General features: G+C 34.4%; 15 protein-coding genes. 12 read left to right on the top strand and 3 right to left on the bottom strand.

From position 1 onward, the window contains the following. Window positions 1–76 precede the first annotated feature (76 nt). The 3 genes from F5ESL0237_RS07390 to cbpB form a co-directional block, all read right to left on the bottom strand. Complete coding sequence (locus F5ESL0237_RS07390) at window positions 77–1948, bottom strand: heavy metal translocating P-type ATPase (protein WP_122025056.1); 1872 nt, start codon at window positions 1946–1948, stop codon at window positions 77–79. Window positions 1949–2083: 135 nt separating this feature from the next. Further along, complete coding sequence (locus tag F5ESL0237_RS07385) at window positions 2084–2635, bottom strand: hypothetical protein (protein WP_122025055.1); 552 nt, start codon at window positions 2633–2635, stop codon at window positions 2084–2086. 216 nt (window positions 2636–2851) lie between these two features. Next, the gene (gene cbpB / locus F5ESL0237_RS07380; protein WP_122022365.1) at window positions 2852–3319 is read right to left on the bottom strand and encodes a cyclic-di-AMP-binding protein CbpB; all 468 of its coding nucleotides are present in this window, start codon (window positions 3317–3319) and stop codon (window positions 2852–2854) included. 535 nt (window positions 3320–3854) lie between these two features. Between cbpB and F5ESL0237_RS07375 the strand changes: the two genes are divergently transcribed. The 12 genes from F5ESL0237_RS07375 (at window position 3855) to arcC (ending at window position 15700) form a co-directional block, all read left to right on the top strand. Beyond that, complete coding sequence (locus F5ESL0237_RS07375; protein ID WP_122022364.1) at window positions 3855–4175, top strand: hypothetical protein; 321 nt, start codon at window positions 3855–3857, stop codon at window positions 4173–4175. A 143-nt stretch (window positions 4176–4318) separates the two neighbouring features. Next, entirely contained in the window at window positions 4319–4468 is a 150-nt protein-coding gene (locus tag F5ESL0237_RS07370; protein ID WP_122022363.1) for a teichoic acid D-Ala incorporation-associated protein DltX, read from the top strand. Between the two features lie 12 nt (window positions 4469–4480). Then, window positions 4481–5992, top strand: a complete 1512-nt coding sequence (gene dltA / locus F5ESL0237_RS07365; protein ID WP_122022362.1) for a D-alanine--poly(phosphoribitol) ligase subunit DltA — start codon at window positions 4481–4483, stop codon at window positions 5990–5992. Then, on the top strand, window positions 5992–7230 hold the full coding sequence (gene dltB / locus F5ESL0237_RS07360) for a D-alanyl-lipoteichoic acid biosynthesis protein DltB (RefSeq protein ID WP_122022361.1): 1239 nt from the start codon (window positions 5992–5994) through the stop codon (window positions 7228–7230). The genes dltA and dltB overlap by 1 nt, the downstream gene beginning before the upstream one ends. Before the next feature lie 29 nt (window positions 7231–7259). Then, window positions 7260–7499 (top strand): D-alanine--poly(phosphoribitol) ligase subunit DltC, encoded by a 240-nt coding sequence (dltC, locus tag F5ESL0237_RS07355; protein WP_122022360.1) that lies wholly within the window; start codon window positions 7260–7262, stop codon window positions 7497–7499. Beyond that, on the top strand, window positions 7492–8799 hold the full coding sequence (dltD, locus tag F5ESL0237_RS07350; protein WP_122022359.1) for a D-alanyl-lipoteichoic acid biosynthesis protein DltD: 1308 nt from the start codon (window positions 7492–7494) through the stop codon (window positions 8797–8799). The genes dltC and dltD overlap by 8 nt, the downstream gene beginning before the upstream one ends. Beyond that, window positions 8799–9737 carry a serine hydrolase gene (locus tag F5ESL0237_RS07345; protein ID WP_122025054.1) on the top strand — a complete coding sequence of 313 codons (939 nt, stop codon included), beginning with the start codon at window positions 8799–8801 and terminating at the stop codon, window positions 9735–9737. The genes dltD and F5ESL0237_RS07345 overlap by 1 nt, the downstream gene beginning before the upstream one ends. Window positions 9738–10004: 267 nt before the next feature. Then, window positions 10005–10682: a DUF975 family protein gene (locus F5ESL0237_RS07340; RefSeq protein WP_122025053.1), complete on the top strand. Its 678-nt coding sequence runs from the start codon at window positions 10005–10007 to the stop codon at window positions 10680–10682. A gap of 301 nt (window positions 10683–10983) precedes the next feature. Then, a complete protein-coding gene (gene arcA / locus F5ESL0237_RS07335) occupies window positions 10984–12228 on the top strand; it encodes an arginine deiminase (protein ID WP_122025052.1) in 1245 nt (414 codons plus the stop codon). A 37-nt stretch (window positions 12229–12265) separates the two neighbouring features. Beyond that, entirely contained in the window at window positions 12266–13312 is a 1047-nt protein-coding gene (gene argF, locus F5ESL0237_RS07330) for an ornithine carbamoyltransferase (RefSeq protein WP_122025051.1), read from the top strand. Window positions 13313–13314: 2 nt separating this feature from the next. Continuing rightward, complete coding sequence (arcD, locus tag F5ESL0237_RS07325) at window positions 13315–14748, top strand: arginine-ornithine antiporter (protein WP_122022354.1); 1434 nt, start codon at window positions 13315–13317, stop codon at window positions 14746–14748. A gap of 10 nt (window positions 14749–14758) precedes the next feature. Next, complete coding sequence (gene arcC / locus F5ESL0237_RS07320) at window positions 14759–15700, top strand: carbamate kinase (RefSeq protein WP_122025050.1); 942 nt, start codon at window positions 14759–14761, stop codon at window positions 15698–15700. Window positions 15701–15741: the final 41 nt, after the last annotated feature.

The following is a 15741-nucleotide window of genomic DNA, read 5'->3' as shown; positions in this document are numbered from 1 at the left end:
AAAGTTTAAATTATTAAATATTAACCAGATAAAAAAACGAATCATTTGATTCGTTTTTTTATCTGGTTAAAGTATTTTACTTTTCAGTAATTAGTCCCGTTTGTTTTGGATTTTTAGGTGTAGTTTTTGCTAACAGGGCCAAGCTAATCGAAATCATATCTACTACTTCTTGCAAAATTGCTCCCAAAAAAGCGGGGATAATGCCAGTAAAGGCAATAAGCTCAATAATAATAACAATGGTTATCGCGGCTAAAACATCAATATTAGCAACTTTCATAGTATGTTTTGCAATGGCCACGGCATCATTAATCTTAGATAAATCATTAACCATGATAATGGCATCTGCGCTTTCACTAGCGGCTGAGGCACCCTTTGCGCCCATCGCAATACCAACATCAGCTGCCGTTAAACTGGGAGCATCGTTAATCCCATCGCCAGTCATGACCACCGGACGTTTATCTTGAGTTACTTTTTTAATTGCTTCAATTTTTTGAACCGGTAGCAAATCATAACGGATATCTTCAATCCCGACTTCTTTACCAATTCTAGCTGCTACATCCTGATGATCACCAGTTAGCATCATCATCTGGGCTCCAGTTTGCCGTTTTAATCGTTCAATTGTAGTGGCACTTTCTGCTCTAACTTGATCTTTAAAAGTGATGTAACCAGCATATTGGTTGTCAATTGAAATATAAATGGCAGTTGCATTAACAGCTTGAATTTTTTGCTCGGAACTAACGAAATTTAATTTACCTACTTTAACTAAGTGTTGCTCGACAATTCCGCTAATTCCCTGACTGGTTGTTTCTTTAATATTAGTGGCGGGCTTTAAAAGTTGCTTGTTTGTAACACTCACTAGCGAATTAGCAATAATATGGGTTGATTGTTGTTCGATGCTTGTTGCATAACTTAAGATAGTTTCTTTACTAAAGTTTGAATTATTAGTGGCAGGAACTATTTCATCAATTACCAATTGGTTTTCAGTTAAAGTACCGGTTTTATCAAAAGCAAAAGTTTTGGCTTCAGCTAACTTTTCAATGGTTGGTCCAGACTTAACAATAATGTGGTGTTTAGACATTGAACTCATACCTGAAATCAAGGCTACCGGTGCGGCAATTAATAAAGGACAAGGCGATGCTACGACCATGACTTCGGCAAAATTAACCGGATTACCTGAATGAATCCAAGCAGCAATTCCAATTACTAAGGAAATAATTGTAAACGGAACCGCATAGCGGTCAGCCATTTTAACAAATTTGGCTGGCTGAGATTGGGATGTTTTGACTAGGGAAACAATAGTCTGGTATTCTGAATCACTTGCTTTTTTAGTTACAACCATTTCAACGGCAGTGTTACCATTAATAGATCCAGACATTAGTTCATCACCAATTTTTTTATTAATTGGTACTGATTCGCCAGTAAGTGATGACTGATCAAAACTGGATTCACCTGTAACTACTTTTCCATCAACCGGTACTTGTTCGCCAGGCTTAATTAAAACATGATCATTAATTTTAAGCTGGTTAACATCAACTGAAAGTAGTTTTTGGTTGACAATCTTATTAGCTGTTGTGGGCGAATTGTTTAAAAGTGAGCGCAGCTCTTTGTCGGCTTGACCGGTGGCATAATCTTCTAAAGTTTCGCCACCAGTCATCATAATTAAAATCATCCACTCGGCCCAATAGTCACCGATTAAAATCGTGGATACAACTGCAATAACGGCTAAAATATCTACACCATAGCGTCCAGATTTAAAGTCGGCAACAATTTCACTAAGTAAGGAAATGGTCATCATTATTCCTACAAGGTCAATTAAAATAGCTTGAATTGTAAATTGTAAATTACCAATTTGAAATAAGCTATTGGTGTGTAACCCAAATTGACAAATAAGACTAATGAGACCAATAAGTAGTACTAGTATAAATTTCCACTGCTTTTTAAAACTCATTATTTGCTCTGCCTCCGTATAAAAAAATAATATGTATTTTATTTTAACATTAACTTACTTTTTTTTATTACACAAATGATTAGGTTATAGAAAATAATGAATTTAATAAAAAGAAAGCGTTATAGCTTTCTTGAATCAATAATCATATAATTTGATAATTTTATTTGAACTGGCTCTTTTGATTGAGGTAGGCGACTTTTTTACACTTTGCTTTTGCGGAGTAGGATTAGTTTCAACTTGAAAAATTTTGGCGCGATTAAGTGAATCAATCAAGTCAGCAAAAGACATCGTAATAAAATTATCATTGTCACCATGATCGTCAGTTTCAGAAAAATAGTGGTTTATTTTATTAATCCCTTCAAGTGAAAAATGTTCTTCATGGGCTAAATCAAGCAACAGGGCATGAAGTCTAGTAGCTGAAACTAATTCGTGTTGTAAAATTTCGAAAATCCACCCAAAATTATGGTCGATAATTTTAAATTCTTTGGCAATTTTGTCTTTATAAAAGACATCAGTAATTATTACTTTTTCAGAGAAATTATCGGGCGCTTGGTTAATTTTTTTTAATTGGGTGACTAGCTGCTTTTTTTCTGATAAAGATAATTCTTGTTCACGAGGATATGCTAAATTGTCAATAATAGCATCAATTAAAGTGTTTAATTGCTCAGAAATTATTTTATTTGCCATATTAGTATCCTTCTTTTTAATACAAAGCAATCTATAATTTTTCAATTAATATAAACAAGACAATTTTTAATACTAAAGCATGAAGCTTATTCTAAGTTAAGTATAACTCAAAAAAGTGTGGGTAATAAAAAAATTTTTATAATACCATTTGCTATATAAGTAGATAAATGATTGCACTGTATATTGAGTATTATCCTTAAAGATAAAAAGCAAGGATCATTTCTTTATGATTTTATATTTTTTTTCTAGATTATGTGTAATGTAATTGAAAGCTTTAATCCATTCCCGCCGAGTTAAGAGACCTTGAAAAATATTATGATTATCGACAACTGGGAGAAATGGATTGTCAATTAATAAATGAAGTTGGGATTCTAAAGTTGATCCTAAAAGATTTATTTTATCGAATTTGGTTTCCATTACATCACGAACTTTAAGGCTATTTAAGGGCTCACTAGTTATTTTATGAGTTCCCATCATTGTAGCAGTAATCATGGCTAAACTAATTAGACCAACTACGTGATTTTTCTGATCCAGTACGGGAATCTTAGCATATTTTACTCTCGTTAAAATTAAAAAAGCATGGTAGAGAGGATTATTAGCTTGAACAAAAGCGACTTTTGCTGCCGGAATAATAAAAGTGTCGGCTTTTTCTGCTAATAGCTGTTTGATTGTGGGCGAAAACACTTAGGCCACCCCCTTTCACTAAAATTAAACAAAATAAAGAAAAAGACCCGCAAAACATGCGGGTCAGTTAGTTTTCATCTACTTTGAAGGAGTAAGAATGAATGAAATAAAAAGTGGGAGTATGTAGCAAGTTTTACTAACTTACTACTTTGTAAATAATATTCCTTAATTGTAAAGTAAAGGTAGAAAATGTCTTATAAATTAGTAAAGATTTCCTTTAGAAGTCATAAAGGAAATAGAAAAACCCACGCAATACACGTGAGTTGAAAGGGATAGATATGAAAATGACCTGTAAAGTCATTCCGTTTTTCATTACATTATACTTGGAGGAGTATGAATGAAAAACATAAAAGTTGAGTGTAACATGGTAATGTTTCTCAGCATCACCATATCAGCATTCAGTATAACTATAAAATGTGAAAAAAGTATGACGAATTCATAAATAAAGCAATTTTTCATTTGATGTAAAATTGTTTATTGAAGAACACATTGTTATAATTGTCTTTGTTCTATATCTAATGTATTAAGGAGAAAAATGGAAAAACAAAAATATCGCAATCGAATTACTTTTTGGTTACGTGTTTCAGGCTGGCTATGTTTATTACCGGCCTCAGGTTGGTTATGGCTTTATAGGACAGCAAGTTGGTCGAGTTACTCTGTTTTCTTTTTAATTGAGTTGATTGTGACCGTTGCATTTGCCGTTTTTATTCTGACAACTGCTACGAGTAAAGGGTGGTTGAAACGAAAAAATTTAGTAAGTCTATTGACATTTGCTATTTTGTTTTTATCATTGATTGTCTTTATCCCACTAATTTTTTCTTATAACGCTTGTAGTAAATTTAATAAAGAACAATGAATCCTGCTAAACTAATGTTTAGATTTAGTAAAAAAATGATAAAATTTTAAGTTGGTCATTGACAGTAGTAATACAGTGGTAATACAGTGTAAACATATAATAATATTTTGGGGATTTATTAAGATTTAGAGAGATAAAGATTTATGCTAAAAAAAGGAAATGTTTCACGTAGTAAACAAATAGGTAAGTTTGTTCTCACGACACTTATTTATTGTGTTATTTTAATGACACTAATTTATCTATATCAATATAGTGGTCTGACGTCGGTTCACTTTATTTATAACGAATTTTAAGGTGGTATCATTATGATTAATGATGTAATTAAAAAAATTGATGAAATTGCTACAATTGAACCCAACCGAATTGCTTATGATTATTTAAGTAAAACTAATACTTATGGTGATTTAAAAGAGCGTTCAGATGCGTGGGCACATAAAATAATTTCATTAAATCTTCCGGCTGATAGTCCAATTATGGTATGGGGCGGACAAGATTTTGAAATGATTGCTAGTTTTTTGGGCTGTGTCAAAGCTGGGCATGCGTATATTCCAATTGCTAGTTATTCTAATGCGGAACGAATAGCGATGATTCAAGAAGTTGCTAAAGCAAAAGTTATTTTGGCGATTGATGCACTTCCGGAAATTGATTTAACAACTTTGCAAGTTATTAAACCTAGTGAAGTAATAAACGGTACCTTTGAGATTGATTCGCAAAATTTTGTGGCAGGTGATGCCAATTTCTACATTATCTTTACTTCTGGAACCAGTGGCTTACCTAAGGGGGTTCAGATTAGTCATAACAATCTACTAAGTTTTATCAATTGGGAAATGACCGATTTTGCTCTACCTGATTATCCCAGTTTCTTATCGCAAGCGCCTTATTCATTTGATCTCTCGGTGATGAGTCTTTATCCAGCCTTAGTTAGCGGTGGTAAATTGGTGGTCTTGCCACATGATGTAACAGAGAATTTTGCCCAGTTATTTTTAACCTTACCTAAATTGCAATTTAATGTTTGGGTGTCAACTCCATCATTTGCGCAAATGTGTTTTCTTGATAAAACATTTGATGAGGAACATCATCCTGAAATGACGCATTTTCTATTTTGTGGCGAAGAATTACCTCATGGTGAAGCTTTGATGCTTAAGCAAAAGTTCCCCCATGCTAAAATTTTTAATACTTATGGTCCAACTGAGACTACTGTTGCAGTAACACAAGTAGAGATTACTGACGAAATATTGAATAAGTATGACCGTTTACCAATCGGACGTGCTAAAGCTGATACCAAAATTACCATTGATGAAACAAAGGGTGACCACAATCAAGGTGAAATTATCATTGAAGGACCAAGTACTTCTAAGGGATATATGAATAACCCGGAAAAGACTGCTAAGGCATTTTTCAAAAAGCCAGGTGCAAAGTACATGAGTCATAGATCTGGTGATGAGGGTTTCCTAGATAATGGAATGCTATTTTATCGTGGGCGAATTGACTTTCAAATTAAATTTAATGGCTATCGGATTGAATTAGAAGAAATCAATCATTATATAGGTAAGAATGAGTTTGTTGATCATGGAGTAGCAGCTCCTAAGTATGGTAAGGACCACACGGTTAAGCAACTTGTAGCTGAAATCAAACTAAAAGATGGTATTAAAGACCGTTATTCAGAGGCTGAAATTACTAAAGCAATACGTGCTGATTTAGCTAAAAATTTGATGCCATACATGATTCCACAACGATTTGTTTACCGTGAAACTTTGCCAATTTCCCAGAATGGAAAAGTTGATATTAAAGCTGTAATTAAGGAGGTTAATGAGTAGTGAATTTTAACTTCATAAACTTACAGCCCTACACTAATCCGCAATACTTTGTGTATTTATTGATTGGCCTAGTACCAATCATTATTGGCTTATATCATGGTCATCGCTTAAAAATCTATGAAGTGGCATTTTCATTAGTTTTTTTATTTCTTATTTTTGATGGAGATAAGTGGCAGCAAGGGGTTAATTTAATTATTTACCTATTGTTTCAATTATTAGTGAGCTATTGGTACCTGCATTATCGCCAAAATGGTAAGAATAAGACATGGGTTTTCTACTTAGCGGTTGTTTTAGCTATTTTACCGCTAGTTTTAGTTAAATTTCAGATTGCTTTTCCTAAAGCACCAATTCCTGGTGTCTTAGCTTTCTTAGGTATTTCATATATTACCTTTAAGACGGTACAGGTTATTATGGAAGTGCGTGATGGTGCGATTAAAGAACTTGATTTGAGCACCTATCTACGATTTTTGCTTTTCTTTCCCACTTTTTCATCTGGCCCAATTGATCGTTACCGCAGATTTGCTAAGGAATGCAATGTTGCTCCTAAACGTGACCAATATCTGGCTGATTTAGAGATAGCAACAAGAAATCTTTTTCAAGGCTTCCTTTATAAATTTGTTTTAGGCTGGTTTTTTGGAACCTATTGGTTGCCTAAGATTTCTAAAGCTGCTTTAATTGCAGGTGCAGCTAATGGTGGTCTGAAACTTTCTTGGTGGCTAGTAGCCTATATGTACTGCTATAGTATGTATCTATTTTTTGATTTTGCAGGGTACTCCCTGTTTGCAGTTTCCATTTCTAATTTCATGGGAATTCATACACCAGTAAACTTTAATAAGCCTTTTATTTCGCAAAATATTAAAGAATTCTGGAATCGGTGGCATATGACGCTGTCATTTTGGTTCCGTGACTACATTTACATGCGTTTTACGTTTTTTGCCATGAAGAAAAAGCTGTTTAAGAATCCGATTAGATTGTCACAAGCTGCATACTTGTTATTATTCTTGACAATGGGCTTTTGGCATGGCTTAACCTGGTATTATATTGTTTATGGTTTATTCCATGCAATGGCTATTATTATTAATGATTGCTGGCTTAGATATAAAAAGAAACACAAGGAGCAAATTCCGTCTAATAAGTTTACGAAATGGTTGGCAATTTTTATAACGTTTAATATTGTTTGTTTTAGTTTTTTGATTTTTTCAGGCTTCCTTAGTGAATTATGGTTTGGTTGGAAGTAAGAAAGTAATCTAATTTAAGAGGTTTTATTATGAATATTGAAAAAGAAGTTTTAGACATTTTGCAAGATTTAACTGGTGAAGATTTATCAGAAAGAATGGATGAAGATATTTTTGCAAATGGTTTAATGGATTCAATGGCTAGTGTTCAAATGCTCTTGAATTTGCAAGAGAAGTTTGCAATTGATGTACCAGTTTCTGAATTTGACAGGGATGAATGGAACACGCCAAGTAAGATTGTTTCAAAGGTGGAAAATTCAAAAGATGAGTAATAAACGCCGACTGTGGCAAATTTTTGGCCCGGTTCTTTGCGCTTTTATCCTGCTGCTAGTTATTTTTTTAATACCTTGGGAGCGAACATTTTCTAAGGATGCTATCTATCAAGCAGCTAATTCGCAGACAACTACTATTTTTAAAGGATCACGAATGAAGCAGAATGCCTTTGATGATGGCTATGTACCTTTTTATGGTTCTAGTGAATTATCACGGCTTGATCCACTTCATCCGAGCGTTTTGGCTGAAAAATATCACCGCAATTATCGTCCATTTTTATTGGGGGGACCTGGAAGCCAATCATTAGCTCAATTTTTAGGGATGCAAGGTACTGCTAAACAGTTAAAGAATAAAAAGGCTGTAGTGATTATTTCACCCCAATGGTTCACCAAGATTGGTCAAGATCCAGATGCTTTTTCGTTGTATTATTCACCATTACAAGCTTGTAATTTTTTATTAGGAATTAAGAAAAGTAACGTTTCTAATCGTTATGCAGCCAAACGCTTCTTGCAAATGCCAGAAACAAAGGGTGTTATTAAATCTGGTATGAAAACAATTGCAAATGGTCAGAGTTTAACGAGTACGCAACGTTTTCTCCTTGAAAATCAGCGGCGTATGCTGAACAATGAGGACAAGTTTTTCAGTACATTTCAGCTACGAGATCGTATCCAAAAGATTAATGGTCATGCCAAACTATTGCCTAATACATACTCAGTTAAGGCGCTTGACCAAATAGCTAAGCAACAGGCTGCCATTAATACTAATTCTAATAGCTTTGGCATTAATAACAAATTTTACAAAATGCGTTTAAATAAACGAGCCTTAGCTAAATTAAAGGATAGTCAGCATGATTTTAATTATACAAAATCAGTTGAGTATAGTGACTTTGAATTGATGTTGCACCAATTTGCTAAACAACATACAAATGTTTTGTTCATTATTCCACCGATAAATCAAAAGTGGGCTGATTATACTGGACTATCTGAGTCAATGTATCAAAAATCAGTCAATAAAATTAAGTACCAATTAAACAGCCAAGGCTTCGATAAGATAGAAGATTTATCCAAACGTGGTTCGGAAAAATATTTTATGGAAGATACCATTCATATTGGTTGGCGTGGATGGGTTGCTGTCGATCAAGCGGTTAAGCCATTTATGAATCAGAAAAATGAACCGTATAATTATAATATGCGTAATTATTTCTATACTAAAAAATGGCAAAACAAGCCAGGAATGATTAAGACAACGGACAAATATTCTGCAGTTGAAAGTCGAAAAGCAGCTTTAAAAGAAAAATAGTGCGCCAGCAAATTGATGCCTTAAAAATTAAGGGATCAGTTCTTGTCATTAAAGACAATAAGATTCTACTTGATTATGCTACAAATAATGCAACTGACACTAGTTATTTAATTAATTCTGTTCAAAAGTCGATGACTGCAGCATTAGTAATGCGGCTTGTTCAAACTGGTAAATTAAGTTTGCAAGATCCACTTAGTAAGTTTTATCCAGCAATCCCTGGCTCAAAGAAAATTAAATTAGCAAATCTAATTTCAATGACCGCAGGCTTGAGTTTACGGCCTGGTAGTAAATTAGGAAGTAAAGCTTTTAAATCTGATCAAGCAAATCTTGAACATAATATTGCTAAGACAATTTTTGTACCGAAAATGTTAGGGAAATGGTATTACAGTTCACTTAATTATATATATTTGTGCGGTATTTTATCCCAAGTAACGGGAAAAAGTTATGAAAAGTTATTTCGTGATACTTATATTAAACCATTGAAGTTGAAGCATACTGAATTTTTATGGGCTAAGTCGGCTCAGCTGTTAAATACCGGATTTATTCCTGGTAAAGTTTATAAAAAAGGTAGATATATTTTAGTCAAAGCTAAAGTTGCCTTAAGTGATGCACACAATGAGCTGGGAGCTGGCTCGATAGTAATGTCTAATCATGATTTAGCTAAAGTAATTCATTATCTGCTTGCGGGTAAATTTTTGTTGAGTAAAAGTCGCAAGTTACTTTATCAAGCCAGCCCACCGAGTTTTTACAATGGTGGTTTCTATAATAATAGTAAATTTAAAATAGCTAATGGAGCCGGAGAAGGCTATTATACCTTTTTACGTAGTACTAAGGATGCTAAAACAATGCTAATTATCCAGTCAGATAGAACGCGAATGGGGCAATTTGCATCTTTAAAGCCGCAGGTTGATAAAATTATGAAGTCTTTAATTGATTAATGGTTATTTGGTCATGAATATTGCATATCTTGTTTTTTAGGTAATTGCATGCTAGAATTTTGTTGTGCCGTTAGCGAAAAGAATAATTTAATCATTTTCTACGGTAGCGAAAATGATACTTCTTTTTATGTGGTCAGTGCTGACGGTATAAACACTGTGTGAGCTTAGTTCCGATGTTGGTGGAACTAAGCTTTTTGTATATTCTTTGCTAATAATCATCTGTTTAAGTTAAAATTAACTTATTAGAAGAGTTGTGTGGAGGAAAATATGAATAGAGCAGAATTAAAGGCAGAAGCTAAAAAAGAGCTTCGCGGCAATTGGGGCTGGGCTGCCTGCATGGGCCTAATTATAGTAATCTTAAACGGCTTGATTTTTGGCTATAATATAAAAGATGATATTGGTAATTTTCAAGGAAATAATGTTGTTGAAGTAGTAAAGCCGTATGTTACGAATGGCACCTTTTTTTTAGGTACAGGGTTGGGCTTTCTCAGTGGCTTTTTTATGTTAAGTATGGTTATTACCTTCTTACATTTATCTAGAGGGCATAAGCACAATCTATTTAAGGCTGTTTTTTCGGTCTTTACTGACAATCGTTTTATTCCAGAATTTTTAAATTATTTATGCAGTTATATTTTTCAAAATTTGTGGACACTTTTACTTGTCGTTCCAGGTATTATTAAAAGTTATTCTTATGCCTTAACTCCGTATATTGTGAGCGACCTGGTTGAAAGTGGCAAAGAAGTTCATGCTACGACGGGAATTACTGAAAGTCGCCGGTTGATGGTGGGACACAAATGGCAATTGTTTGTTTTAGACTTAAGCTTTTTGGGCTGGTATTTAATAGGTCTACTTACTTTGGGCATAGGATTTATTTGGATAGTTCCATATGTTCAAACAACCAAGGCTAATTTTTATCGTCAATTGGCCGGCGACCAATTTAATTAATATTTCATTAAAGCATATAAAAGGATAACTACTTTTATATGCTTTTTATTTATAGTTGGAAAATTACTAAAAAACTAAAAAGAGATTGGGTAAGAAGATATTATGTCTTTATAGTTATTCAATCATTATTAGCACTTGCTTACGTAACCTGTTAGTAAGTGCTTTTTATTTATCTAAATGGATAAAAAAGACTATCAAAAATACCGTTTTATCACATATGTGTTTTTGCAATAATTATCACGTAAATTAATGAAAGCGCTTTTTGATAATTTTACAATTGTTGCATAAAGGAGAAATAAAGATGGAAAATCCAGCAATAAATGTTAATTCAGAAATTGGCAAATTAAAAACAGTATTGTTGAAACGTCCAGGTGCCGAAGTTGAAAATATTACTCCTGACACAATGGAGAATCTGTTGTTTGATGACATCCCATACTTGAAAATTGCCCAAGAAGAACATGATTATTTTGCTGAAACCTTAAGAAAGAATGGGGTTGAGACCCTATATATTGATGACTTAGCGGTTGGAGCATTAGGCCAAAGTTCAGAAATTCGTCAAGAGTTTATTAAGCAATACCTTAGTGAACATGGTTATGAAGCGGGCGTAACACATGATGTCTTGCAAGAATATCTTAATAGTTTTGACTTGCATGATATGGTAACTAAGCTTTATAGCGGTATTCGTCGTAATGAAATTGATTTGGATTTAAAAAATGAAACCCTACACGATTTGGCAGGTAGTGATGCTAATGACCCATTTCTACTCGATCCCCTACCTAATGCATATTTTACAAGGGATCCACAAGCCTCTATAGGTTCAGGAATTACTATTAATCATATGACTTTTAAAGCTCGTCAGCCTGAATCATTATTTACTGAATTTGTGATGAAATACCATCCCCGTTTTGCAGGTCATGTTAATGTTTGGCGCGATCGTAACCATAGTACCCGAATTGAGGGTGGGGATGAATTGGTATTAAACGATCATGTTTTAGCAATTGGTGTTTCACAAAGAACATCATCTAAATCAATTGAAGGTTTGGCACAAGAATTATTTACTAATAATGATAGTCACTTTGATACAGTAGTAGCGATTGAAATCCCACATAATCACGCTATGATGCACCTTGATACGGTATTTACGATGGTCAATAAAGACCAGTTTACTGTTTTTCCAGGAATTATGGATGAAGCCGGGAAAATGAATATTTTTGTTATGACCCCAGATGAAAACGGCAAAATCAAGATGGAACATCACACTGATTTAGGGGAAACATTAAAACAAGTCCTTCATCTATCAGAACTAGATTTGATTATGACTGGTAATGCTGATGATATTGTTGCCCCACGTGAACAATGGAATGATGGATCCAATACTTTAACTATCGCCCCAGGTGAAGTAGTTACTTATAACCGTAATTATGTAAGTAATGAAATGTTACGTGAACACGATATTCTGGTGCATGAAGTTATTTCAAGTGAACTTTCAAGAGGTCGTGGTGGTCCGCGTTGTATGTCTCAGCCTCTGTGGCGTGAAGATTTATAAAAAATAAAAAATCAAATAAATAAAAGGAAGAAATAAAATGGCTATTAATTCAGTATTTCAAGGACGTTCACTATTAGCAGAAAAGGATTTCACTCCAGCAGAAATTCAATATTTAATTGACTTAGGGCTACACTTAAAGACCTTACAGCAAAAAAATATTCCGCATCATTATTTAGAAGGAAAAAATATTGCTTTATTATTTGAAAAAACATCAACTAGAACGCGTTCAGCGTTTACTACTGCAGCAATTGAATTAGGTGCACATCCTGAGTATTTAGGAGCTAATGATATTCAATTAGGAAAAAAGGAATCCGTTGAGGATACTGCAATTGTTTTAGGCAAAATGTTTGATGGTATTGAATTCAGAGGTTTCAAACAAACAGACGTCGAAGAATTAGCAAAATATTCCGATGTTCCAGTTTGGAATGGTTTGACTGATCAATGGCATCCAACCCAAATGATTGCCGATTTTATGACAATTAAAGAAAACTTTGGTCATTTGCGAGGCTTGACACTGGCCTTTGTTGGTGATGGTCGCAATAATATGGCTAATTCTTTATTAGTAACTGGTGCAATGCTCGGTGTCAATATTCATATTGTGGCACCAGAAGAATTACACCCAACTCAAGAAGTTGTTGATTTAGCAAATAAATTTGCTGCGGAATCAGGTGCTAACTTATTGGTAACGGCTGATATTGATGAAGGTGTTAAAGGGGCTAATGTTATTTACACTGATGTTTGGGTTTCAATGGGTGAGTCTGATTGGGAAAATCGGGTGAAATTACTTAAACCATATCAAGTTAATATGGAAATGATGAACAAAACAGGCATGGATGATGATAATTTGATTTTTATGCATTGCTTGCCAGCTTTTCATGACACTAACACAGAATATGGTCAAGATGTTAAAGAGCAGTATGGTATTACCGAAATGGAAGTTACTGATGAAGTCTTTCGTAGCAAGTACGCTCGCCAATGGGATGAAGCCGAAAACCGAAAACATTCAATTAAAGCGATTATGGCAGCAACTTTAGGCAATATGTTTATTCCAGCTGTACCAGAGCTTGAAAAGGCAGGCCACTAGTCATGACTGATTCCAAAGAGCAAGGGATAGCTCTGCCAGCTCTAGTTGCTTTAGTTGTTAGTTCAGCAATTGGTTCAGGAATTTTTGATTTACCATCGACTTTAGCACAAGCGGCTACACCGGGGGCAGCACTTTTAGCTTGGGTAATTACTGGTATCGGTATTTTAACATTGTCTTTAAGTTTAAATAATTTAGTTTTGACTAAACCGGACTTAACTGGGGTATCAGACTATGCTCGTGCAGGTTTTGGTGATTTTGCTGGATTTATTTCTGGCTGGGGTTATTGGTTGTCAGCTTGGCTTGGTAATGTGGCATTTGCAACGATGCTAATGTCTTCATTAGGTTATTTCTTCCCACCATTAAAGTCAGGTAATAGTATTAGTGCAATTATTGTTGCCTCGATTATTTCCTGGGCACTAACAATTTTAGTTACTCAGGGAATTGAATCAGCCGCAGTTATTAATGCGATTGTTACTATAACTAAAATGATTCCAATTTTTGCATTTATTGTAATTGCGCTTATTACTTTTAAGGCAGGTATTTTTACAAGTCATTTTTGGGCGAATATGTCTACCAATCTTATGGGTAAAGTGACGTATACTGCACCAACAAGAGCTGGCATTTTTAGCCAAATTAAAGGCTGCATTATGGTTATGATGTGGGTGTTTGTTGGTATTGAGGGCGCTACAACAATGGCTGCTCGTGCCAAGAAAAAGTCAGATGCAGGTAAAGCAACAATTATTGGTTTGTTTTCTTTATTAAGTATTTATATAGTTGTTTCTATTTTACCATATGGCTATTTGCCGCTTGCTAAATTACAAACAATGCGGCATCCTGTTTTGCTTTATCTATTTAAGGAAATGACGGGACCAATTGGCGGTGCATTTATTGCAGTTGGCTTGATTATTTCCATATTAGGTGCCTGGTTATCTTGGACAATGTTACCAGTTGAAGCTACTTCATTAATGGCTGAACAAGGTTTACTACCAAATTGGTTTGGTAAATTGAATAAACACAGGGCTCCAGCTAATTCTCTTTGGTTAACTGAAATTTTAATTCAACTATTTTTAATTACATTGCTTTTTACAGACCAAGCATACAACTTTGCTTACTCCTTATGTACATCTTCAATTGCTGTTTGTTATGCATTGGTTGGCGCATATGAATTGAAATTAGGTTTAGAGAACAGACATCAGAGCATGATTTGGTGTGGTCTCATTGCTTTAGTTTTTGAAGTTGTGGGGATGATTTTTGCGGGGTTGCAATATCTGTGGCTGTGTACCATTGCCTATGTGATTGGTTTTGTTTTATATTACCGTGCTCGCAAAGAAAATAATCATCCAATTAGTAAGATTGAATGGATTTTTATGATTATTATTGGTCTTTTAGCTTTAACTGCAATTATTGCACTTATTCTAGGTAAGCTAAAAGCGTAGAAAGGAAAGTATGAAAAGAATTGTTGTTGCATTGGGAGGCAATGCCATCTTAACCGATGATCCGTCAGCACAAGCCCAACAAGCCGCATTAATGAAGACAGCGGATTACCTAACGGAGTTTATTGCTAAAGGAGATATACAATTAGTCATCACTCATGGCAACGGCCCGCAAGTGGGCAATCTATTATTACAAGAACTTGCAGGTAGTACCAAAAGCAATCCAGCTATGCCATTAGATACAGTTGGCGCTATGACGCAAGGTGAAATTGGCTTATGGCTGGCCAATGCCTTAAACATATGTGCAAAAAGGCGACAATTATCATTAAATGTTGCAACAATGTTAACTAGAATAGTTGTTGATGAACATGATAATGCATTTGCACATCCTTCAAAACCAATTGGACCATTTTATAATGAAGAAGAAGTGGCAGAAATTGAAAAAGAACACCCTGATTGGCAAATTGTTGAAGATGCTGGTCGCGGCTTTAGAAGAGTGGTTCCCTCACCTAAACCAATTAGTGTTATGGAAGCCCAAGCAATTAATACTTTGGTAGATAATGATGTGACTTTAATTGCTGGTGGTGGTGGTGGTGTTCCCGTTGTTAAAGCGGGAGCTGAAGTTCATGGTGTTGAAGCAGTAATTGATAAAGATTTTTCAGCAGCAAAATTAGCTGAACTAGTTGATGCTGATGAATTAATAATTTTAACCGCTGTAAAATATGTAACTTTAAATTATCAACAGCCAAACCAAAAAGACTTGCATGAAGTTCGCGTATCCCAAATGAAAGAATATTTAGCAGATAATCAATTTGCAAGCGGATCAATGAAACCAAAAGTTGAAGCTGCTATTTCATACGCAGAGTCAACTGGTCATAAAGCTATTATTACATCATTAGATAATGTTTCTTCTTATTTAAAAGATGGTGATGGAACAGTAATTGTTCCAGATTAAGAAAAAATTGCCGAACAGTTACTTGATAGAGCTATTTAATT

This window comes from Lactobacillus sp. ESL0237 (assembly GCF_003692985.1).
Taxonomy (GTDB): domain Bacteria; phylum Bacillota; class Bacilli; order Lactobacillales; family Lactobacillaceae; genus Lactobacillus; species Lactobacillus bombicola.
The sequence above is the reverse complement of the archived record's forward strand: the minus strand, read 5'-3'. Positions and strand labels throughout refer to the sequence as shown.